Raw genomic sequence first — 20,942 nt, 5'->3', positions numbered from 1 at the left:
GACCAGCACGAGCCCGGTCAGGCGGTGCGGCGTACGACGTCCATCGGGTCGTCGTGGTCCATCAGCACGGTGACGATCGAGTCCGGCGAGGCGGGCACGTGCGCCGACCAGCGCAACGTGATGCCGTGGTCGGCGAACCGCTCGTCGGCGTCGGCGCCGAGGTAGGCGGCCCCGCCCGCACCGGAGACGTACTCGGTGCCGCCGACCGTGGCGACCTGCTCGATCAGCCGGTCGATGCCCGCCTGCCGGGGCGGCGCGGTGACGACGAGCTCGGTCCCGATGCCCAGCAGGTCGCGCACGGCCCGGATCATCGAGAGGTTCACCTCGTCGAGGGTCGTGCCCGTGCACGCGGAGATCCGCTCCAGCAGCTCGCCGCCCCGGTCACGCCAGTGCCGGGCACCGGTGTAGCGGCCGCGGATCACGTCGCACAGGTGCTGCTGCCAGCCCTCCGCCACCTCGACGTCGTCGATCGGCACCAGCGACGGCTTGCCGACCAGCCGGTGGGAGCACCACGCCTCCCGCATCGTCACCCGGCGCTGGTAGCCGTGCTTCTGGAACTGGTCGTGCACCGCGACGACGAACACGTCCGAGGTCGCCATCTTGAACCAGAAGCCGGAGTACGGCAGCAGGTCCGGCTGGTGGATCGCCACGATCACCGGCCCTCACCGCCGGATGTGGCGGACCAGGGCGTACTGCTCGGCGTACGGCACCAGCCGCACCTTGCCGACCGCGCCGGCGATCTGCTTGACGCTGCTCATCGGGTGGTCGCCGCCCGGGTTCTCCGAGGCGTAGGCCTCGCACGCGGCCACCTTGCGGTCGACCTGCTCCTCCGTCAGCCGCTCGAAGGTGTTCCAGGTCAGGTCCGACGGGTAGAGGTTGAGGTCGTAGACCGCGATGTCGTAGACGAGCACCGTCGACGGCAGCCAGTGGTCGGGGCTCATCGAGATCCGGCAGGCGCGCATCCCGGCCTCGTAGACCGCGATGTGGTCCTGGTGCAGCGACGGGAACGGCAGGTAGACCTCGTCGGGCCGCAGCTCGCGCAGGACATCGTCGAGGCGGCGCACCAGGTCGGCCATGTGCAGCTGCGCCTCGCCGTCGCGCAGCCCCAGCGCGACCGACTCACCGACGCCGAGGATCTCCAGCGCCCGCGCGTGCTCCTCGCGCCGCTGCTCGCCGCTGTCGGTGACGACCACGACCGAGCACTCCTCGGGGTGCTTCGCCAGCAGACCGCCGCAGCCCAGCGACTCGTCGTCCATGTGAGGGGCGAGGACCAGGCGGCGCACGAGGCCAACCTAGGCGACGGACGGCTCGTACGATGCCGCGGTGAGGCAAGCGGCGGCTGTCGGCGTGACGGCGGTGATCCCTCACTACGGCTCCCCGGCTCCGGCACTGGCCCTCGTCGAGCAGCTGCTCACCCAGCCGACCCGGCACCCGCTCCAGGTGATCGTGGTCGACGACCGCTCACCGGCGCCGTTCCCCGACCGCGACGACGTCACGGTCCTGCGGCGAGAGCGCAACGGCGGGTTCGGCAGCGCGGTCAACACCGGGGCGCGGGAGGCACGCCACCCGCTCCTGCTGGTGCTCAACAGCGACCTCGAGGTGCCGTCGCGGTTCCTCGACGAGCTGGTGGGCCGGGCGCTGCCGGAGCTGCCCGCCGTGGTCGCGCCCAACGTCTCGTGCGGCGGGAGGATGACGGGCGGGCAGCGCTTCCCGCGGGCACGCTTCCAGAGCGTCGAGTGGGTCTCGTTCCTCGGCCGGTGGCAGGACGCGCGCTGGTTCCGCCGGGCGATCGGGAAGGTCGACGCACCGCCGGCCGGTGGCCGGGTCGTCGTCGACTGGGTCGCAGGCGAGGCGATGCTGATGCGCACGCAGGACTTCGCGGCCGTCGGTGGTTTCGACGAGACGTACTTCATGTACGCCGAGGAGGTCGACCTGCAGCGCCGGCTGCACCAGCGCGGCGTCGGCTCGGTGGTCCTGGGCACGACTCCGGTGCTGCACGAGGGCGCGGCGTCCTCGGACCCGGCGCTGCGGGCCTCGTGGCTGACCACCGCGCGCCTGCACTACGCGCGCACCTGGGGTGGTCTGACCCGGCTGCGGGTCGGCCTGAGCGCCGCCTCGCTCGTGAACGCGGCGGTCGGCGCTGCTCGCCGGGTCGCGGGCCGTCCGACCCGCCCCGCGACGGAGCTGGCCGACCAGCTGGCCCGGGTGTGGACCCGCCGGAGGCCTCAGGACCGCGCCACGTAGTGCAGCCAGATCGACTCCGGCGAGGTCGAGCCGGCGTCCACCGGGCTCCCCCACTGGTCGTAGACGCGGACGTCGCCGAATCCCGCCGCCTCCAGCTGGCGCACCTGGGCCTCCGGCGCGACGTAGTAGAGAAGCAGGCCGTAGTCGTGGGCCTCGTCGTTCACGATCGCGTACTCGTCGGTGTGCACCTCGAGCGGCCTGAGGCGTCGACGGTTCGCGCGCGCCCGCCACGCCTCGTACGACTTCCGCAGCATCACCCGGCCCGGTCTCGGGCGTCCCTGCCAGGGCAGCCTGTGGAAGCGCGACCAGCCGCGGTTGTGCGCCGAGAACCAGAACCGTCCGCCCGGGCGGAGGACCCGACGGACCTCGGACAGGATCTGCAGCCGGTCCTCGTGGGCGACGCCGTCGATCCCGTTGAAGCTGAACAGCACGAGGTCGAACGTCGCGTCCTCGTGCTCGAGAGCCCGGGCGTCGCCGGTCTCGACGCGCACCCCGGGGAACCGTGCCCGTGCGCGCTCCGCCAGCTCGGGCACGTAGTCGAGGCCGACGTAGCCGGCCACCAGCGGGGCGAGCGCGGCGGTGGTCCGCCCACCCCCGATCCCCAGGTCCAGCAGGTCGGTGCCGGCCAGGTCGAGACCGAGGGCGTCCAGCACGGCCCTCTCCCCCACCTGCAAAGACGACTGGGCCGCGTAGTGGGAGACCGAGGCGTCGCTGGCGTAGGCCGACACGTTGGCCGCGTCGATCCGCTCGGACTCGCCTCCCATGGGCCGAGACCCTAGGGCACGTCGCTGAACCCCTGGCCTGCTGCGAACGGCCAGCGGTTCAGCAACGCACCCTCGCCACGAACTAGCATCCGCGCGTGCCCGCAACCTCGATCGTCGTCCCCTCCCGCGGCGGCGCCGAGCGGCTGGACACCCTGCTGGACAGCGTCGCGGCGCAGACCGACGACGACCTCGAGGTGGTCGTGGTCCTCGACGGCGACGTCGACGGCTCCGAGGCCGTCGTGGCCCGCCGCACGGACGTGCCGGTCCGCAGCATCGTCTTCCCCGAGAACCGCGGACGCTCGGCCGCGCTCAACGCCGGCTTCGCCGACGCCCGCGGGGAGATCCTCGTCCGCTGCGACGACGACCTCGAGCTGGAGCCCGACTTCGTCGCCCGCCACCGCGCGCTGCACGCCGACCGGGAGGTCGGGATCGTCACCATGTGCCTGGAGGCGTACGCCCGGCCCACGGCGTACTCCCGCGCGTACGGGGTGCCCGCCGACGCGCGGATCCGTCGTACGGCCCTGGCCACCACGCCCGACCAGACCTGGCGCTGGTGGTGCGGCTGCGTCTCCGCGCGCCGCGAGACCTACGACCGGGTGGGTGGGTACGACGAGCGCTACCGCGGCTACGGCATGGAGGACGTCGACTGGGGCTACCGGCTGCACGCCCTCGGCGTGCCGATCCTCGTCCCGGACGGCTTCACCACCCTGCACCACGGTCCGGTCACCAGCGTGGAGGAGCGCGCCCGCCGGGCGCTGCACTCCGGTGCGGCCCGGCTGACCTTCGAGGCCATCCACGGCGAGGGAGTCCTCGACGCACCGCTCACCGCCGAGGCCGCACGGCAGCGACAGGGACGAACGGCCTGGTCCCGGCTGGTCGACCTGGTGGCGGGCGGGGTGACCGAGCGGTCGGTGAGCAGGGTCGGCTCGGTGCTCGACCGTCGCACGCAGCACCTCCCGCCGTGGGTGGCGCAGAAGCTGGTCGCCCTGCTCGTGGAGTCGGCGGGCGTGGCCGGTCGACGCCATCCCGAACGGATCGGTGGGGCGTTCTGAGAACCACTACGATGAGGCCGCGCGAGCCGCGCGCCGAGCCCGCCGAGCCAGGAGGATCCCCATGCCGAGCGCCCTGATCACCGGAATCACGGGGCAGGACGGCCTCTACCTCGCCGAGCTGCTGACCTCCAAGGGGTACGACGTCCACGCGATCATCCGCGGGCAGAACAACCCCAAGCTCGAGCTGGTCCAGCGGCTGCTCCCCGACGTGCGGCTGCACACCGGCGACCTGACCGACCTGTCCAGCCTGATGCGCGCCATGCGCGACGCGAAGCCCGACGAGGTCTACAACCTCGGCGCGGTGTCCTTCGTGGCCTACTCCTGGGAGAACGCGCAGGTCACCTCCGACGTCACCGGCCTGGGCGTGCTGAACATGCTCGAGGCGGTCCGGCTCTACGCCGGCGACGACCCGTCCAAGGTCCGCTACTACCAGGCCTCCAGCTCCGAGATGTTCGGCAAGGTGCAGGCGGTGCCGCAGAACGAGAGCACACTGCTGTGGCCGCGCTCGCCGTACGGCGTGGCCAAGGTGTACGGGCACTACATGACGATCAACTACCGCGAGTCGTACGGCATGCACGCCAGCTCGGGGATCCTGTTCAACCACGAGTCCCCGCGACGCGGGCCCGAGTTCGTCACCCGCAAGGTCAGCCGCGCGGTCGCGCGGATCAAGCTGGGGCTGCAGGAGAGCATCACCATGGGCAACCTCGACGCCAAGCGCGACTGGGGCTTCGCCGGCGACTACGTCGAGGCGATGTGGCTGATGCTGCAGCAGGACGAGGCCGAGGACTACGTCATCTCCACCGGCGAGACCCACTCGATCCGCGAGCTGCTCGACGCCGCCTTCGCCCACGTCGGCATCGAGGACTGGAGCGACCTGGTCCTCCAGGACCCGCGCTTCATGCGGCCCGCCGAGGTCGACCTGCTGATCGGCGACTCCGCCAAGGCGCACGAGAAGCTCGGCTGGAAGCCCAAGGTCAGCTTCGAGGAGCTCGTGGCGATGATGGTGGAGAACGACCTCACCGAGCAGAAGGTGCTCGCTGGCCTCTGAGCGGCCGGCGACTCGATGACCCCCGACTCCGCCACCGCCCTGGTCACCGGCGTGACCGGGCAGGACGGCAGCTACCTCGCCGAGCGGCTCCTGGCCGACGGCGTCGCCGTGCACGGGCTCGTGCACCGGGCCAGCCCCGACGACACCCACGTGGACGGCGTCGTCACCCACCCCGGCGACCTCACCGACGCCGAGGCGATGGGCCGGCTCCTCGAGGAGGTCGAGCCCGACGTCGTCTTCAACCTCGGCGGGATCAGCTCGGTGGGCCAGTCGTGGGACCAGCCCGGTGCCACAGCCCGCGTCTCCGGGCTCGCTCCGCTGGACCTCATGGACGCCTGCCTGCGCCTGCAGGAGCGGTCGGGCCGCGAGGTGCGTTTCGTCCAGGCCTCCAGCGCGGAGATCTTCGGCGAGGCCGACAGCTCCCCCCAGGACGAGCAGACGCCCGTCCGCCCGGTGAACCCGTACGGCGTCGCCAAGGCCACCGCCCACCTCGGGGCGAACGTCTTCCGCCAGCGCGGCCTGCACGCGGTCAGCTGCGTGCTCTACAACCACGAGTCCCCGCGCCGCCCCGCCCGCTTCGTCACCCGCAAGATCACCCAGGGCGCGGCGATGATCGCCCAGGGTCGGCTGGCCCGGCTCGAGCTGGGCAACCTCGACGCCCGTCGGGACTGGGGGTGGGCCCCCGACTACGTCGACGCCATGGTCCGCGCCGCCCGGCACGTCGAGCCGATGGACTTCGTCGTCGCCACGGGCCGGGCGCACACCGTCCGGGACTTCGTCGCCGCGGCCTTCGCCCGGGTCGGCATCGAGGACTGGGACCGGGTCGTCGGCGTCGATGAGTCGCTCGTACGCCCCGCCGACCCGACCGAGCAGCGCGGCGACGCCTCCAGGGCCGCCGAGGTGCTCGGCTGGACCCCCACCGTCGACTTCGCCGAGCTGGTCGGCCGCATGGTCGACGCCGACCTGGACGACCCGCCGACCCGATGACTCCGCGGGTGGCCATCGCGCACGACTACCTCACCCAGCGCGGCGGAGCCGAGCGCGTGGTGCTCGCCATGGCGCGCGCGTTCCCCGGCGCCCGCATCCACACGACCTTCTACGACCCCGAGGGCACCTACCCCGAGTTCGCCGACCTCGACGTCGTCGCCTCACCCCTCAACCGCGTGCGGCCGCTGCGGCGCGACCCGCGCCGCGCGCTGCCGGTCCTCGCGCCGGTCGCCTCCCGCACCCGGGTCGAGGCCGACGTCGTGCTGAGCTCCAGCAGCGGCTGGGCCCACGGCTTCGACGTCCGCGGCCGCCGGCTGGTCTACTGCCACGCCCCCGCGCGGTGGCTCTACCAGCCCGAGGCGTACGTCGGCGGGCCGCTGACCCGATCCCCGAAGGGACTGGCCCTGCTGGCCCTGCGACGCCCCCTGCGTCGCTGGGACCGGCGCGCGGCCGCGCGCGCAGACGCCTACCTCTGCAACTCGCGCGTCGTGCGCGAACGGATCGCCCGGGCGTACGGCATCGACGCGACCCTCGCGCCGGCGCCACACTCCTTCGACCCCACCGCTCCCCAGGAGCCCGTCCCCGCGATCGCCGCGTGGGCGGAGGAGGGCTACGACCTGGTCGTCTCGCGGCTGCTGCCGTACAAGAACGTGGACGTCGCCGTGGAGGCGGCGCGACGCACCGGGCGCCGGCTCGTCGTCGTCGGCGACGGCCCCGAGCGGGAGCGGCTGCTGCGCGACCTGCCCGGACATGTGGCGCTGCTGCACGGCCTCGACGACGCCCAGCTGCGCTGGACGTACGCCCACGCGCGGCTGCTGGTGGCAGCCGGTCTCGAGGACTACGGCCTCACCCCGCTCGAGGCGGCCGCCTTCGGCGTCCCGACCGTGGCCCTCGGCGCGGGGGGCTACCTCGACACCGTCGTGCCCGGCGTCACCGGCGTCCACTTCGACCGGCCCGAGGCGGGACCCCTCGCCGCGGCCCTGGCCGAGGCCACCGCGACCCGATGGGACCACGACGCGGTACGCCGGCACGCCGACGACTTCTCCGAGGCGGCGTTCGCCCGACGCCTGCACGACGAGGTGGACCGGGTGCTCGGCTCCTGATCCCCGGTCCGCAGGGAACGGGCCCACCGGGCCACCGGGTCGGCTACCGTGTCGACAAGCCCGATTTGCGGCATCTCACACCATGACCACACTCACCACTCAGCGCACCGTCGACCGCGCCGTCGAGGACCGGTCGCGGTCCCTCCTGCGCACCGGTGCCCGTCGACGCCGGCCCACGCTGCCCCTGCTCGCGGTGACCCTCGACGCAGTCGTGATCGTCGGTGTGATCGTCGCGGCGTCCGCCCTCCGGGTCGCCCTCCCCTTCGACCGTGACGCAGGGGCCGTCAACCAGCTGGTCTCCCAGATCGGCGGGCCGATGGCGGTGGCCTGGCTGGTCCTGCTCGCCCTCTTCGGCACCTACGACGTCCACCGGCTCAACACCGGCGTCGAGATGTACCGCTCGGTGATGACCGCCTCCGTCGTGGCCGCCGGGGTCGTCGGGATCGTCTGCTACCTCGGCAAGATCCCGCTCTCCCGCGGGTTCTTCGTCCTCAGCTTCCTCCTCGGCATCCCGCTGCTGGTGCTCGCCCGGCTGCTGCTGCGCCGGGCCTTCCACCGCGCCCGGGTGCGCGGCCGGTTCCCGCTGCGCGTGCTGCTCGCCGGCGACGCCGCCCACGTCGACGAGATCGCCACCGTGCTGCGTCGTGAGACCTGGCTCGGCTACGCCATCGTCGGCGCCCTCTCCCCCGGCCCGGCACCGGGTGCCCCCTCGACGAAGAGCGGCCCGGAGACGCCCGGCGGTGTGGCGTACGTCGGCACCGCCGACCACGCTGCCAGCCTCGCCGAGGAGGGCGCGGTCGACGCGATCATCGTCGCCCGCGGGGCCTACCCCACCTCCGAGGCGCTGCGCCGGGCTCAGTGGGCGCTGGAGGAGCACCGGGTCCAGGTGATCGTCGCGCCGAGCATCACCGACATGGCCGCGGAGCGGGTCGCCGTACGCCCCGTCGCCGGCCTGCCGCTGGTGCACCTGGAGCGGCCGACGGGGCGCAACGCACTGCGCTGGGCCAAGCGGTCCTTCGACCTGATCGCGGGAGCCGCGCTGCTGGTCGCGTTCTCCCCGGTGATGCTCGCCGGCGCGATCGCCGTACGACGTCACGACGGCGGTCCGGTGCTGTTCCGGCAGCGACGGGTCGGCCGCGACGGCGCCACGTTCACGATGCTGAAGTTCCGCAGCATGGTGGTCGACGCCGAGCAGCAGCAGGCCGGTCTGGCCCCGGAGGAGCGTCACGACGGGCCGATGTTCAAGATGGCGCAGGACCCCCGGGTCACGCCCCCCGGCCGCTGGATGCGCCGCTTCTCGGTCGACGAGCTTCCCCAGCTGGTCAACGTGCTGCGAGGCGAGATGAGCCTCGTCGGGCCCCGGCCGGCGCTGCCCACCGAGCGGGGGCACTGGGACGAGGACGTCGCCAGGCGGATGCGTGTCCGTCCGGGCATGACCGGGCTGTGGCAGGTGTCGGGCCGCTCGGACCTGTCCTGGCAGGACACCGTCCGGCTCGACCTGTACTACGTCGACAACTGGTCGATGGTGCAGGACGCAGTGATCCTCCTGCGGACGCTGCGCGCCGTGCTCGCCTCCGCCGGGGCCTACTGATCGGCGTCGGCGGCGGCCGTCACCGGGTCGCCGTCGTACGCCGTGAACCGCTCGCCACCGTCGGTGCTCACCAGCAGCCGGTAGCCGACCTGCGCGAAGACCCGTCCTCCCCCGCTCGCCAGGCCGAGGCCGGCGGCCGACCGGGACAGGCAGGCGACTCGGGACCCCACACTGTCCGCGTCGCCGTCCCCGCCGCTCGCGGCGTCACCCTTGCTCACCCGAACCAGCGCCGCGGAGCAGTCCGGCTGCTCCGCGAGCACCAGCAGGCGATCACCGGAGACCGCGGTCGCGGCCGACGGTGACTGCACCGGGGCGGAGCCGGTGCTCTGCCCCAGCCCTCGGTCGACCGTGACGACGTTCTGGCCCTGGCACACGACACGTGCGCTCTGCCCCGCCCCGAGCGTGCTCAGCGACGTCGGGATGCAGACCACGTTGACCTCACCGTTGGGGACCGGCCCGTGGACGAAACCGCTCGAGGTGTCGGTGTCGAGCCACCAGGCGTCACGAGGCACCGCGCCGCGCTGCCAGGTCCGCCCGCCGTCCGAGGACTCGAAGCCGACCACCTCGCAGCTCGTCGTCGCTCCGACGATCGAGACGGACCGCCCGCGATAGGTGACACCCAGGCTCTCCTGCAGCCCTGCGACCTTCCGCTCGGTGAGCTCGCCGCCGGCGCCCGTGGAGGTCCAGACCCGGGCGGCGACCGGCGCCCGCTCGTCGCACGACCCGCGTGTCGCCCGGACGATCGCGCCCTCGTCCGACGCGGCCAGGACGAGCGGCCCCTGGATCGGCGCCACGTCGTCCTGCGCCGACGCAACGGACGGGGCCGCGGAGCCGCCGGCGTCCGCCGGGGCGCCGTCGCGGTGGCTGAGGGCGAAGGCGACCACGACGATCAGCAGGTCGAGGGCCACGAGCCCCGCCACCAGCAGGACGGACCGGGGCGAGCGCACGGCCCCCATCCTGACAGCCCCCGCACGGGTCCTCACGTACGCTCTGCCGTGCCTGCCGCCGTGAGGAGGACGCGATGCCCGGCACCGGCCGCCCGTCCTCCGCGGAGCCCGACCTGTCGCCCTCCGGCGCCGACGACGCGCCGGGTCCCGGGCGCGAGGTCGACCCCTGGGCGGAGGGAGGACCGATCTCCCGCCGATCGTCCTCGCACCGCTCGGGCCGATCCCGCTCGGGCCGATCCCGCTCGGGCCGCTCCCGCTCGCGCCGCTCCCGCTCGCGCCGGACACCCGCGCGGAGCTGGATGAGGCGCCACAAGGCGCTCACCGCGTTCCTCGCCCTCGTCGGGATCATCCTCGTCGCGGTCGTCGGCGCGGCGTGGTGGCTCAACACCCAGCTGGGGTCGATCCCGCGGGTCGAGATCGACGCCACCAACCGGCCGGCCGCCCCCACCGACGGGTCGATGAACCTGCTGCTCGCGGGCGCGGACAACGGCGACGCCGGCACGATCGCCCAGGAGCTCGCCGACGGCTCCTGGACCCCCGGGTCGCACCGCTCCGACACGCTGATCGTGCTGCACCTGACCGCGGACCGGAAGCACGCGTACCTCGTCTCCATCCCCCGCGACACCTACGTCCCGGTCAGCGGGCACGGCGAGCAGAAGATCAACGCCGCGTTCTCCTACGGCGGCCCGAGCCTCGCCGTGCAGACCGTCGAGCAGTTCACCGGACTGCGGATGCAGCACACCGCGATCATCGACTGGACCGGGTTCCGTGACCTCGCGACGGCGCTGGGCGGCGTGCAGGTCTACATCTCCGAGGCGACCTCCAGCCAGCAGGGCGCCGGCGGGGAGTGGAAGCCCGGCTACACCACGCTGAAGGGCGACCGGGCGCTGCGCTACGTCCGCACCCGCTACGGGCTGAAGAACGGCGACTACGACCGGATCCAGCGCCAGCAGAACTTCCTGCGCGCCGCGCTCAGCCAGTCCGCGTCGCGCGGCACGCTCACCGACCCCGTCCGGTTCCGCAACCTGCTGCGGGCGATCACCGGCAACCTGACGGTGGACAGCGGGCTGACCAACGGCGACATCCGCCGGCTGGCCTGGTCGCTGCGCGGGTTGCGCGCGGACGACCTCAGCTTCGTCACTGCCCCGATGAAGCGCTTCGCCACCAACGCGGCCGGGGCCGTGATCATCCCCGACGTCGCGCGCACCAAGGAGCTGTTCGGCGACGTCCGGGCCGACCGGCTCGACGCCTACATCGAGAAGTACGGCGCCGACGCAGGGACCCTCAACCCCGAGAAGGGCGTGCGCTGAGCGCTGCTCAGCCCCGCCGCCGAGCGGGTTCGCGGCGCTCCGGCCCGGGCTCCTCCCCGTCGCGCTCCGGTGACATCGGGGTGATTCGCGCCGTGGCCGACCGACGACGGCGGCCGGCCAGCCACGCCAGCCACGAGAGCGGTCCGCGCCCGGCGGGCGACCGGGACCCGCCGCGGTAGCCGTACGCGCTGTAGTAGTCGCGGGAGTAGGCCGAGTAGCCGTAGCCGTACCCGTAGAGCACCGAGCCGATCCCGTGCAGCGGCGCCCGGTTGAGCACCGACCCGACGAGGTGCCCGCCGACCTGGTCGAGGACCTTGGCCGAGAGCCGCGCCTGCTCCTTGTACGTGCGCCCGACCGCCAGCACGAGGATCGTGCCGTCCACGGTGGCGCTGAGCAGCCCCGCGTCGGTCACCGGCAGCAGCGGCGGGGCGTCGAGGAGCACCATGTTGCCGCGAGCCACGAGGTCCTCGATCAGCTGCTGCATCCGCTGGGAGCCCAGCAGCTCCGAGGGGTTCGGCGGGATCCGGCCGGCGGTCATCACCGCCAGGTTGGGCAGCGTGGTCGACTGGACGACGTCGTCGAGGGCGACGTCGCCGGCCAGGACCTGGGTCAGGCCGACGGCCGGGTCGGCGTCGAAGAGCGAGGCCACCATCGGCCGCCGCAGGTCGCCGTCGACGAGGACCGTGCGCTGCCCGGCCGCCGCCAGCACCCGGGCGAGGTTCGCGGTCAGCACCGACTTCCCCTCGCCGGCGCTCGCGCTGGTGATCACGATGCTGCGGGGCGGGTGGTCGACGTCGACGAAGCGCAGGTTCGTGCGCAGCTGGCGCAGGGCCTCCGCCGCCGGCCCGGTCTGCGAGGCGACCAGACCCTTGGCGCCCCGCCGGTCCAGCTCGTCGGACTCCGGGAGGATGGAGAGCACGGCCGTCCCGACGGCCTCCTCCATGTCGTCGACCGTACGCAGGCGCCGGTCCAGCTGCTTGCGGATCAGCGCCACGCCGTAGCCGGCGGCCAGGCCGAGCAGCGCACCGATGCCGAGGTTGCGCGGGTAGCTCGGCGACGACGGGGCACCCGGCGACACCGCCTGCTCGATCGGCTGGAGCTTGACCAGGCTCTGGGTCGCCGCCCCCTGGGGCCGTGCGGCGGACTCGAGCCGCGCCGCCGCACGCGACAGCGCACCGACCGCCGCGTTGGCCAGGTCGCGGGCCTCGTCGGGCGAGGACGCGTTGGCCGAGATGGTCAGCTCGGGGGAGCCCTCGCTGGCGGTCGCCACGTAGCGCGAGGCGATGTCGCCGGGCGTCGTGTCGAGCTTGAGCTGGTCGATCACGTCCTCGGCCACCTGCGTGTTGGTGGCGAGGGTGACGTACGTCGAGAGCTTCTGCTGGGCGAGGTTCTGCGCGCTGAACACGTCGCCGACCGAGCTGCCGGAGTCGACGACGACGTACCCCTTCGAGGTGGCCGTGTAGACGACCGGCTGCCGCACCGTGTGGCCCAGCGCCAGCAGCAACCCGAGCGAGACGAAGACGAGCAGGAGCGTGGCGTTGGCCCTGCTCAGCCGCACGAAGTCGATGACGGTCACGGGTGCCCTCGGGTGGGTCGTCCGAACCAGTGCACTGGTCCCTGTCGTCGGCCGAGTGTACGGGGAACGCAGCCGCACGGCAGGCCGCCGAGTCCCCTGCCACACCTATCCTCGGCCGCATGGACGCCGTGGAGGTCGGCCTGCAGGCCCGGGTGCGGATGGCGCACGCGACCCTGGGCTCCCTCGCGACCGAGCACCGGCTGGACCTGCTGCACGTCAAGGGGCCGGCGCTGGATCCCGCGCTGACGGGCGAGGGCGAGCGCTCGAGCAGCGACGCCGACGTCCTGATCCGTCCCGGGCACGTCGACCGGCTCGTCTCGCTCCTGGTCGCGCACCACTGGCGGCTGGTCACCGGCTTCGCCCGAGGCTCGGCGTTCGAGCACGCGGCCAACTACCGCCACCCGCACTGGGGGTACGCCGACCTGCACCGCTCGTTCCCCGGCCTCACCGTCCCGGCGGCCGACGCCTTCGACGCGCTGTGGGCCGATCGCGCGACGACACGTATCGCGCACGTGGAGTGCGCCGTCCCGTCCCTGCTCGACCAGGGGTTGCTGCTCCTGCTGCACGCCGCACGTGACGGCCGGTCGACACGTGCGCAGCATGACGTGCGCCGTGCCTGGGAGGAGCAGCCGGCGAGCGCCCGCTCCGCGCTGCGCGAGCGTGCCGACGGGCTCGGGGCCGAGGTGGCGCTCGCCGCCGCGCTCGGCGAGCTGGGCCGGCACGCCGACGACCGCACCGCCGCGCTGTGGCGCTACTACTCCGAGGGCGGAAGCCGGCTCGACGAGCTGCGCGCCCGGGTACGCGCGGCGCCCACACCCCGGGCGAAGCTCCGGGTCGCCGCCGACGGCCTCCGGGTCAACCCGGAGTACGTCGCCATGGCGATCGGCCACGAGCCGTCGGTTGCCGAGCTCGCCCAGGCGCGCCGCGAGCGTCGGCGCAACGCCCTCGGCGACGTACGTGACCTCGTGCGCTCCCGCCTCCGCGGGCGGACGCGGTGACCTACGCCGCGGCGCCCGACGTCGCCTGGACCGTCGACGAGTCGACCGAGGCACCGCAGTCGGTCCTGCTGGCCCGGATGCCCGGCGGGGAGCCGGTGGTCCTGCCCGCCTCCGCCGCGCAGATCTGGCTGGTGGCGCTCGAGTCCCGCGACGCCGGCGAGGTGGTCGCCCGCATGGCCGACCTCACCGGGGAGGACGCCGAGACCCTCGACGCACCCGTGCGCGACCTCCTCGACGACCTCGTCGGACGCGGGCTGCTCGTCGCGCCCTGATCGTCGCCCGAACGGGTCAGTCGAGCAGGCCGAGGAGGTACTCGCCGTACCCGCTCTTGACCAGCGGCTCGGCCCGCTCGCGCAGCGCGTCGTCGTCGAGCCAGCCCTGCCGCCAGGCGATCTCCTCGGGCGCGCCGATCTTGAGTCCCTGCCGGCTCTCGATGGTGCGGACGAAGTCGCCGGCGTCGTTGAGCGAGTCGAAGGTGCCGGTGTCCAGCCAGGCGGTGCCGCGCGGGAGCACATCGACGCGCAGCTCACCGCGCTCGAGGTACACCCGGTTCAGGTCGGTGATCTCCAGCTCGCCGCGCGGCGACGGGGTGAGGGTGGAGGCGATGTCGACGACCTGCTCGTCGTAGAAGTACAGCCCCGGGACCGCGTAGGGGCTCCGCGGCCGCGCCGGCTTCTCCTCCAGCGAGATCGCCCGGCCGGTCTCGTCGAACTCGACGACGCCGTACGCCGTGGGGTCGCTGACCTGGTAGCCGAAGACCGCCGCACCCTCCAGGTTCTCGAAGCGGGTGAGCTGGTGGCCGATCCCGGCGCCGTAGAAGATGTTGTCGCCCAGCACCAGGGCCGACTTCTCCCCGCGCACGTGGTCGGCGCCGATCACGAACGCCTGCGCCAACCCGTCCGGCGAGGGCTGCACCGCGTAGGTGATCTCGATCCCGAACCGCGACCCGTCGCCCAGCAGCCGCTCGAACTGCGCCGCCTCGTGCGGCGTCGTGATGACGAGGACCTCGCGGATCCCGGCCAGCATCAGCGTGGACAGCGGGTAGTAGATCATCGGCTTGTCGTAGACCGGCACCAGCTGCTTGCTCACCCCGAGCGTGATCGGGTGCAGTCGCGAGCCGGTCCCCCCGGCCAGGATGATTCCTCGCATGGGTCGCGATCCTAGAGCGCCGACCTGGCTGCTGCCGCGGTACGCCGGCCCACGTCGCCGCCGGCGCGCACCTCACCGGGTCTCGACGTCGCTCGTCGCCAGCGCTCCTCGCTGCTCGACCACCTCCGCCCGAGGTGGTCGAGCCCGACGCGAGCACAGCGTGATGTCCTGAGCCTGTCGAAGGGAGCGAGGACGTCGAGACCACCGCGACCGACGCACCAACCGCGGCCACCGACGTCGTACGCCGTGACCGGCCTGTCCTACCGTGGCCCCATGCAACGCCTCCTCGTCACCGGCGGCGCCGGGTTCATCGGCTCCGCCTTCGTCCGGCACGCAGTGGCGCAGCCGGACACCCACGTGACCGTGCTCGACAAGCTCACCTACGCGGCGACCCGCGAGTCGATCGCCGACCTGCCGGCCGACCGGGTGGAGCTGGTGGTCGGCGACGTCGCCGACCCGGGTGCGGTCGACCCGCTGGTCGCGGCCGCGGACGCGGTCGTGCACTTCGCCGCGGAGTCACACAACGACAACTCGCTCTCCGACCCCTCACCGTTCGTGACGACCAACCTGGTGGGCACGTTCACCCTGCTGGAGGCGGTCCGCCGGCACGGGACCCGCTACCACCACATCTCGACCGACGAGGTGTACGGCGACCTCGAGCTCGACGACCCGGAGCGCTTCACCGAGCACACGGCCTACCGCCCGTCGAGCCCGTACTCCGCCACCAAGGCCGGCTCGGACCTGCTGGTCCGGGCGTGGGCCCGCAGCTTCGGCATCCCGGCGACGATCAGCAACTGCTCCAACAACTACGGCCCCTGGCAGCACGTCGAGAAGTTCATCCCGCGCCAGATCACCACGCTGCTCGACGGCGGCCGGGCCAAGGTGTACGGCACCGGCGCCAACGTCCGCGACTGGATCCACGTCGACGACCACTCCTCGGCCGTCTGGGAGATCCTCCAGCGCGGCCGGATCGGGGAGACGTACCTCATCGGCGCCGACGGCGAGCAGGACAACCTGCACGTGGTCCGGATGCTGCTCTCGATCCTCGGCAAGGGCGCCGACGACCTCGAGATGGTCACCGACCGGGCCGGCCACGACCTGCGCTACGCGATCGACCCGACGAAGCTGCGCGACGAGCTCGGCTGGCGCCCGCGGTTCTCCGACCTCGAGGCAGGACTGCGCGACACCGTGGAGTGGTACGCCGCCCACGAGGACTGGTGGCGTCCCGCCAAGGCCGAGACCGAGGCGGCGTACGCCGCACGCGGCCAGTGAGCGCCCTGCCCGCCGTCCACGCGACGGCGATCCCCGGGCTGCTGCGCCTCGAGTTGGACCTGCGCGGCGACGCGAGGGGCTTCTTCAAGGAGAACTGGCAGCGCGCCAAGATGGTCGCCGGCGGGCTGCCGGACTTCGCGCCGGTTCAGCAGAACATCTCCTTCAACGCCACCCGGGGCGTCACCCGCGGGATGCACGCCGAGCCGTGGGACAAGCTCGTCTCGGTGGCCACCGGCCGCGTGTACGCCGCCTGGGTCGACCTGCGTCCCGGCGAGAGCTTCGGGACGGTCGCCACGCAGGAGATCGGCCCCGGCGACGCCGTGTTCGTCCCGCGCGGGGTGGCCAACGGCTTCCAGGTGCTCGAGGACGGCACGGCGTACTCGTACCTCGTCAACGACCACTGGAGCCCCGACGCCATCTACCTCGAGGTCGACGCCGCCGACCCTGCGCTCGGCATCGGCTGGCCGGTGCCGCTCGACGACCCGGCCGTGGAGATGTCGGCCAAGGACCGTGCGAACCCGGCGCTCGCCGACGTCGCGCCGTTCCCCGGCCCGCACGTGCTGGTGATCGGCCGCGGCCAGGTCGGCCGCGCGGCGTCCCTGCTGCTCGGCGGCGACTCGGTCGACCTCCCCGAGCTCAACATCGGCGACCCGGCCTCGGTCGCGGCCTTCGACTTCTCCCCGTACGACGTGGTCGTCAACGCCGCCGCCTACACCGCGGTCGACGCGGCCGAGACCGACCGCGCGGCTGCCTGGGCGGTCAACGCCACCGGGCCGGCGCTGCTCGCCGCGGCCGCCCGGGAGCACGGCTTCACGCTCGTGCACTACTCCAGCGACTACGTGTACGACGGCACCGCAGAGGAGCACGTCGAGACCGAGCCGCTGGCGCCGCTCGGCGTGTACGGCCAGTCCAAGGCGGCCGGCGACCTCGCCGTCGCGGCGGCGCCGCAGCACTACCTGCTGCGCACCAGCTGGGTGGTCGGCGACGGCAACAACTTCGTCCGCACGATGCTGCGGCTGGCCCGCGACGGGGTCTCGCCGTCGGTGGTCGACGACCAGGTGGGTCGGCTGTCCTTCGCCGACGAGCTGGCCCGCGCGACCGCGCACCTGCTGCAGGCCCGGCCGGCCTGCGGGACGTACCACGTGACCAACGGTGGGCAGACCCGCAGCTGGTGCGACTACGCGCGGATGGTCTTCGCGGCGGCCGGCCGGGACGCCGGCGACGTCACCGCCGTGAGCACCGAGGAGTACGCCGCCGGCAAGGTGCTGTCCCCCCGCCCCGCGTACTCCACGCTGAGCCTGCAACGGATCCGCGCGACCGGCTTCGAGCCCGTCGACGCCGACGAGGCGCTCGCCGCCTACGTCGCCGCCGAGCTGGCCTAGGGCACGTCTCTCAATTCTGGCCGACCGCTGAACGTCGTCCAGCGCGTGCGCTGGCAGCTCCGGGGTCCCTGCGGGAGCGCGAGCGCAGCGAGCGGTCTCGTGGGGTGGTGGCTTGGCGCGGGAGCGACGGCGGGCCGGCGGCCCGTCGAGCTTCCGCAACGATGCCAGCGTGCGTGAGGGGCGGCGGACAGCAGGCCACGAATTGAGAGACAGGGCCTAAGCCTCGTCGAGCCGGGCCCGGACGTCGGACGCCAGCCGCAGGACGTCGCCGGCACCGGTGACCGGTCCACCGGCCACCAGGGCGTCGGCGCCCAGCAGCACCGCCGACGGCCGACCCATCCCGAGCACGCGGGCGATCTGCTCCTCGGGGTCCCGCAGGACGGCGGGCCAGCGCGGGTCCGCGTCGGCTCCGGCTCCCACGACGTGGACGGCGACCTCGGGCAGCATCGCCGGCCAGTCGGCCACCTGCGCACTGACCCGCTCGCAGTGGCTGCACGAGGTGGAGAGCAGGACCAGGAGCACCGGTCGCAGGCTGGCCAGCTCGGGGAGGCTGGTGCTCTCGCCGTCCTCGGTGTGCACCGTGAGGTACGGGATGCCCGCGCGCTCCTCCGCCGTCGCCCGCGAGGACCCGACGACCAGCGCCGCCAGCAGCGCCAGCAGCACACCGCCGACCAGCCACGCCCAGCCCTCGCCGCCGAGATCCGGGACCCGCCCGACCACGGACCCGCCGCTCGCCGCGTCGACGACGCCGAGGAGACCGGCGAGCAGCAGCAGGACGTTGCGCGCCAGCGCGCGGGAGTCCACGGCGCCGTCGCCGATCCCGCCGAAGCACTGGCACGACACCTCCTCCCCGGCGCGCAGCACCCGCAGGACGAGACCGACGTACACCACGAGGAGGAGGGTGGCCGGCACCGCCGCCACCAGCGTCCACGGCGCGGGGAGCGCCACGAGCCCGACCGCGAGGACGATCTCGACCCACGGCAGGGCCAGGACGGCCCTCGGCCCGCTCAGTGCCGCCGGGACGCCCAGGTCCTCGAACGCGATCGCGCTCCCGACCGGGTCGCGCAGCTTGGCCACGCCGGCGACGGCCAGCGAGACCGCCAGCGCCAGCGGGGCGAGGAGGACGGCGTCGGTCACCCGGCGACTGTAGGCGCTCTATCCTCGCTGGGGTGCTCCCGCCGATCCCGCTGCGCCTGCTGCGCGCGGACGTCGACCTCGACGTGTCGGGCCCGGGCGCCGAGGAGATGCACCGCTCGCTCGCGGCCCTCTGGGCGGGCTGCGGACGCGACGCGACGGCGCCCGGACGCCGGGTGACGGTACGCGTCGGCGCCCCCGCCGAGCCCGAGAGCATCGCCGACCCCGACGCCGAGCGGCTGCCGACCACGCTCACCCACGCCCTGGTGCGCATCGCGATCGAGTCCGGCGCGGGCGAGCTGCTGATGCTGCACGCCGCCGGGCTGGCCGATCCGGTCACCGGCGCCGCCGTCGCCTGCGTCGCGAGGGGCGGTACGGGCAAGACCACGCTGTGCCGGACGCTGGGCCCCGGTCGCCGCTACCTCACCGACGAGACCCTCGCGCTGCGTCGCGACGGCACCGTGGTGCCGTTCGCCAAGCCGCTGTCGGTCCGCCGCGCCGATGAGGTCACCAAGGACGAGGTCGCGCCGGGCAGCCTGGCACTCGGGACCGAGGGCGCCGCACCGTGGCTCGCCGCTCTGGTGCTGCTTCGCCGCGAGCCCACGCACGTCGGGCAGCCGAGCGTCGAGAGGCTCGGACTCTTCGACACGATCGTCGCGCTCGCCGAGGAGACCTCCTCGCTGGACCGGCTGGACCGACCCCTGCACCTGCTGGCCGACCTGCTCGATGTGCGCCCCGTGCTGGCGGTGACGTACGCCGAGGCCACCACGCTCGGCCCGCTGCTCGACGAGCTGATCGGCCCGGCCCGATGAGCGGCGGGCCGCTGCGACGCGTGACGCCGGTCGACGAGCTGGACCGCGACGGGGAGCGGCTGGTGCTCCTGGCCGGCCGGGTCGTGCACGTGCACGGCCTCGGACCGTACGTCCTCGACCTGCTGGCGGAGCCGACCCCGCTCGCCGCACTCACGCAGCGGCTCGTCGAGGAGCTCGGCGCACCGCCCGGCCAGGACCCCGGCGCCCTCGTCGCCGCCGCCGTGGCCACGCTGTCCGCGGAGGGGCTGGTCGAGGAGGTCAGCCCAGGAGCAGACGGACCAGCTGCTGGAGGTCCTCGGTGAGGTCCTGCTCGGCCACCGTCACCGGTGCGGCGCCGGGCACCTCGATCCGGTAGGCGAACCGGTCCGGGTGGCTGTCCTGGGGTGCTCTGGCGCGCACGGACGCCAGGTCGGTCCGGGCGACCAGCTCCTGCGCCTGGGCCGCCCTCGGGTCGGTGCCGTCGAGGTCCAGCTCGGCACTGGCCCCGATCCCGGCGAAGCCGCCGCTGCGGGTGACGCGGACCGCCCGACCGGCCGCCGGGGCTGGCGACGCCGCCGTGCCGGGCGTGACCCCGACCTGCTCCCACGCCGAGCGCACCGCGTCGGCGTGGTCACCGGCCGCCGCGACACAGGCCTGCGCGAAGCCGGCGAAGTCGGTGTCGGGCCCGATGCCCGAGGTGAGGGCGGCGTACCAGACCCGGCCGGCGCCCTCGGCGCTGTCCCCGCCGATGGCCCTCGCCGCGAGCACGAAGGCGCGGTTGGGGATGCCGGAGTTGATGTGGACGCCGCCGTTGTCCTCGTCGGTCTCGACGTAGTCGGCCATCGACCCGACCTGGGGGTCCTTGCCGAGCGTGGGGTCGTCGTACGCCGTACCGGGCTCGATCATCGAGCGCAGCGCCTTGCCCTGCACCCCGGGGAGGAAGATCCCCTCCCCGACCAGCCACGTCGCGGTCTCGGCGGTACGCCCCAGGACGCGCTGCTTCACGCAGGCGCCGACGACGTCGGAGACCGACTCGTTGAGCGCGCCCGGCTGGCCCTGGTACGCCAGCCCGGCGGTCCGCTCGGTGAGCGCGTGCGCGAGCTCGTGGGCCAGCACGTCGACAGGCTCGGTGAACCGGCCGAAGACCTTGCCGTCCCCGTCGCCGAAGACCAGCTGGGTGCCGTTCCAGAACGCGTTGTCGTAGTCCTGCCCGTAGTGCACCGTGCCGAGCACTCCGGCGCCGTCTCCGTCGTAGGAGTCCCGGTCGAAGACCTCGCGCAGCATCGCCAGGGTGGCCGCGATCCCGGCGGCCGCCTCGTCGACGGCGGCGTCGCCGCTCTCGGGCTCGCCGGCGCTGCGGACCAGACGGCCCGGCAGATCGGTGGTGTTGCCGGCCGTGTGGATCGCCCAGTCCCCGGTGACCGGCGTCGGTCCGGCGACGTCTCGGGTGAGCGTGCGCTCGCGCAGCTCGGCGTCCAGCGCCAGCGTCTGCGAGGCGCAGGAGGCGCAGTGCGGGTCGTCGTGGCCACGCATCCGCTCGAGGAGGTACGGCGGCACGATGGTGCAGGGGTACGCGTGCAGCGGCGCGCTCATC

At 73.7% G+C, this 20,942-nt stretch carries 21 protein-coding genes; 13 read left to right on the top strand and 8 right to left on the bottom strand.

Features of this window, described 5'->3' with window-relative positions; genetic code table 11:
• Positions 1–17: 17 nt before the first annotated feature.
• Positions 18–650 carry a WbqC family protein gene (locus IEX42_RS13590; RefSeq protein ID WP_188780255.1) on the bottom strand — a complete coding sequence of 211 codons (633 nt, stop codon included), beginning with the start codon at positions 648–650 and terminating at the stop codon, positions 18–20.
• 12 nt (positions 651–662) lie between these two features.
• Complete coding sequence (locus tag IEX42_RS13585; protein ID WP_188780254.1) at positions 663–1,283, bottom strand: PIG-L deacetylase family protein; 621 nt, start codon at positions 1,281–1,283, stop codon at positions 663–665.
• Positions 1,284–1,323: 40 nt separating this feature from the next.
• On the opposite strand from IEX42_RS13585, the gene IEX42_RS13580 reads away from it, so the two are divergent.
• Positions 1,324–2,244, top strand: a complete 921-nt coding sequence (locus IEX42_RS13580; RefSeq protein ID WP_188780253.1) for a glycosyltransferase family 2 protein — start codon at positions 1,324–1,326, stop codon at positions 2,242–2,244.
• Here the strand turns inward: IEX42_RS13580 and IEX42_RS13575 are convergent.
• Positions 2,226–3,008 carry a class I SAM-dependent methyltransferase gene (locus IEX42_RS13575; RefSeq protein ID WP_188780252.1) on the bottom strand — a complete coding sequence of 261 codons (783 nt, stop codon included), beginning with the start codon at positions 3,006–3,008 and terminating at the stop codon, positions 2,226–2,228. The two genes, IEX42_RS13580 and IEX42_RS13575, sit on opposite strands and share 19 nt — an antisense overlap.
• Before the next feature lie 95 nt (positions 3,009–3,103).
• Between IEX42_RS13575 and IEX42_RS13570 the strand changes: the two genes are divergently transcribed.
• The 5 genes from IEX42_RS13570 (at position 3,104) to IEX42_RS13550 (ending at position 8,789) form a co-directional block, all read left to right on the top strand.
• Positions 3,104–4,060: a glycosyltransferase family 2 protein gene (locus IEX42_RS13570; RefSeq protein ID WP_188780251.1), complete on the top strand. Its 957-nt coding sequence runs from the start codon at positions 3,104–3,106 to the stop codon at positions 4,058–4,060.
• Between the two features lie 61 nt (positions 4,061–4,121).
• On the top strand, positions 4,122–5,108 hold the full coding sequence (gmd, locus tag IEX42_RS13565; RefSeq protein WP_188780250.1) for a GDP-mannose 4,6-dehydratase: 987 nt from the start codon (positions 4,122–4,124) through the stop codon (positions 5,106–5,108).
• A 15-nt stretch (positions 5,109–5,123) separates the two neighbouring features.
• The gene (locus tag IEX42_RS13560; protein ID WP_188780249.1) at positions 5,124–6,095 is read left to right on the top strand and encodes a GDP-mannose 4,6-dehydratase; all 972 of its coding nucleotides are present in this window, start codon (positions 5,124–5,126) and stop codon (positions 6,093–6,095) included.
• 8 nt (positions 6,096–6,103) lie between these two features.
• Positions 6,104–7,198 (top strand): glycosyltransferase, encoded by a 1,095-nt coding sequence (locus IEX42_RS13555; RefSeq protein ID WP_229660858.1) that lies wholly within the window; start codon positions 6,104–6,106, stop codon positions 7,196–7,198.
• A gap of 82 nt (positions 7,199–7,280) precedes the next feature.
• Positions 7,281–8,789, top strand: a complete 1,509-nt coding sequence (locus tag IEX42_RS13550) for a sugar transferase (RefSeq protein ID WP_188780247.1) — start codon at positions 7,281–7,283, stop codon at positions 8,787–8,789.
• Here IEX42_RS13550 and IEX42_RS13545 read toward each other — a convergent pair.
• Positions 8,783–9,736, bottom strand: coding sequence for a hypothetical protein (locus IEX42_RS13545; protein ID WP_188780246.1), 954 nt, complete (start codon positions 9,734–9,736; stop codon positions 8,783–8,785). The two genes, IEX42_RS13550 and IEX42_RS13545, sit on opposite strands and share 7 nt — an antisense overlap.
• A 74-nt stretch (positions 9,737–9,810) precedes the next feature.
• Here IEX42_RS13545 and IEX42_RS13540 point away from each other — a divergent pair, with 74 nt between their 5' ends.
• A complete protein-coding gene (locus IEX42_RS13540) occupies positions 9,811–11,046 on the top strand; it encodes an LCP family protein (RefSeq protein ID WP_188780245.1) in 1,236 nt (411 codons plus the stop codon).
• 7 nt (positions 11,047–11,053) lie between these two features.
• Here IEX42_RS13540 and IEX42_RS13535 read toward each other — a convergent pair whose 3' ends face one another.
• The gene (locus IEX42_RS13535) at positions 11,054–12,622 is read right to left on the bottom strand and encodes a tyrosine-protein kinase domain-containing protein (protein WP_188780244.1); all 1,569 of its coding nucleotides are present in this window, start codon (positions 12,620–12,622) and stop codon (positions 11,054–11,056) included.
• Between the two features lie 2 nt (positions 12,623–12,624).
• On the opposite strand from IEX42_RS13535, the gene IEX42_RS13530 reads away from it, so the two are divergent.
• Positions 12,625–13,620 carry a nucleotidyltransferase family protein gene (locus IEX42_RS13530; protein WP_373286191.1) on the top strand — a complete coding sequence of 332 codons (996 nt, stop codon included), beginning with the start codon at positions 12,625–12,627 and terminating at the stop codon, positions 13,618–13,620.
• Positions 13,617–13,892, top strand: coding sequence for a PqqD family protein (locus IEX42_RS13525; RefSeq protein WP_188780242.1), 276 nt, complete (start codon positions 13,617–13,619; stop codon positions 13,890–13,892). The genes IEX42_RS13530 and IEX42_RS13525 overlap by 4 nt, the downstream gene beginning before the upstream one ends.
• A 16-nt stretch (positions 13,893–13,908) precedes the next feature.
• On the opposite strand, the gene rfbA is transcribed toward IEX42_RS13525, so the two are convergent.
• Positions 13,909–14,769: a glucose-1-phosphate thymidylyltransferase RfbA gene (rfbA, locus tag IEX42_RS13520; protein WP_188780241.1), complete on the bottom strand. Its 861-nt coding sequence runs from the start codon at positions 14,767–14,769 to the stop codon at positions 13,909–13,911.
• 273 nt (positions 14,770–15,042) lie between these two features.
• On the opposite strand from rfbA, the gene rfbB reads away from it, so the two are divergent.
• The gene (gene rfbB, locus IEX42_RS13515; protein WP_188780240.1) at positions 15,043–16,041 is read left to right on the top strand and encodes a dTDP-glucose 4,6-dehydratase; all 999 of its coding nucleotides are present in this window, start codon (positions 15,043–15,045) and stop codon (positions 16,039–16,041) included.
• The gene (locus IEX42_RS13510) at positions 16,038–17,423 is read left to right on the top strand and encodes a sugar nucleotide-binding protein (RefSeq protein WP_188780239.1); all 1,386 of its coding nucleotides are present in this window, start codon (positions 16,038–16,040) and stop codon (positions 17,421–17,423) included. The genes rfbB and IEX42_RS13510 overlap by 4 nt, the downstream gene beginning before the upstream one ends.
• Positions 17,424–17,639: 216 nt before the next feature.
• Here the strand turns inward: IEX42_RS13510 and IEX42_RS13505 are convergent, their stop codons facing one another.
• Positions 17,640–18,560, bottom strand: a complete 921-nt coding sequence (locus IEX42_RS13505) for a MauE/DoxX family redox-associated membrane protein (RefSeq protein WP_188780238.1) — start codon at positions 18,558–18,560, stop codon at positions 17,640–17,642.
• Positions 18,561–18,592: 32 nt separating this feature from the next.
• Here IEX42_RS13505 and IEX42_RS13500 point away from each other — a divergent pair, with 32 nt between their 5' ends.
• Both IEX42_RS13500 and IEX42_RS13495 read left to right on the top strand, forming a co-directional pair.
• Entirely contained in the window at positions 18,593–19,369 is a 777-nt protein-coding gene (locus IEX42_RS13500) for a hypothetical protein (protein WP_188780237.1), read from the top strand.
• Complete coding sequence (locus IEX42_RS13495; RefSeq protein WP_188780236.1) at positions 19,366–19,671, top strand: hypothetical protein; 306 nt, start codon at positions 19,366–19,368, stop codon at positions 19,669–19,671. Before IEX42_RS13500 ends, IEX42_RS13495 begins: the two co-directional genes overlap by 4 nt.
• On the opposite strand, the gene IEX42_RS13490 is transcribed toward IEX42_RS13495, so the two are convergent.
• Complete coding sequence (locus IEX42_RS13490) at positions 19,628–20,941, bottom strand: protealysin inhibitor emfourin (RefSeq protein ID WP_188780235.1); 1,314 nt, start codon at positions 20,939–20,941, stop codon at positions 19,628–19,630. The genes IEX42_RS13495 and IEX42_RS13490 overlap by 44 nt on opposite strands.
• Between the last annotated feature and the right edge of the window lies 1 nt (position 20,942).

This window comes from Marmoricola endophyticus (genome assembly GCF_014644415.1).
In the GTDB taxonomy this organism is placed as follows: Bacteria; Actinomycetota; Actinomycetes; order Propionibacteriales; family Nocardioidaceae; genus Marmoricola; species Marmoricola endophyticus.
This window is presented reverse-complemented; position numbering and strand designations above follow the sequence as displayed.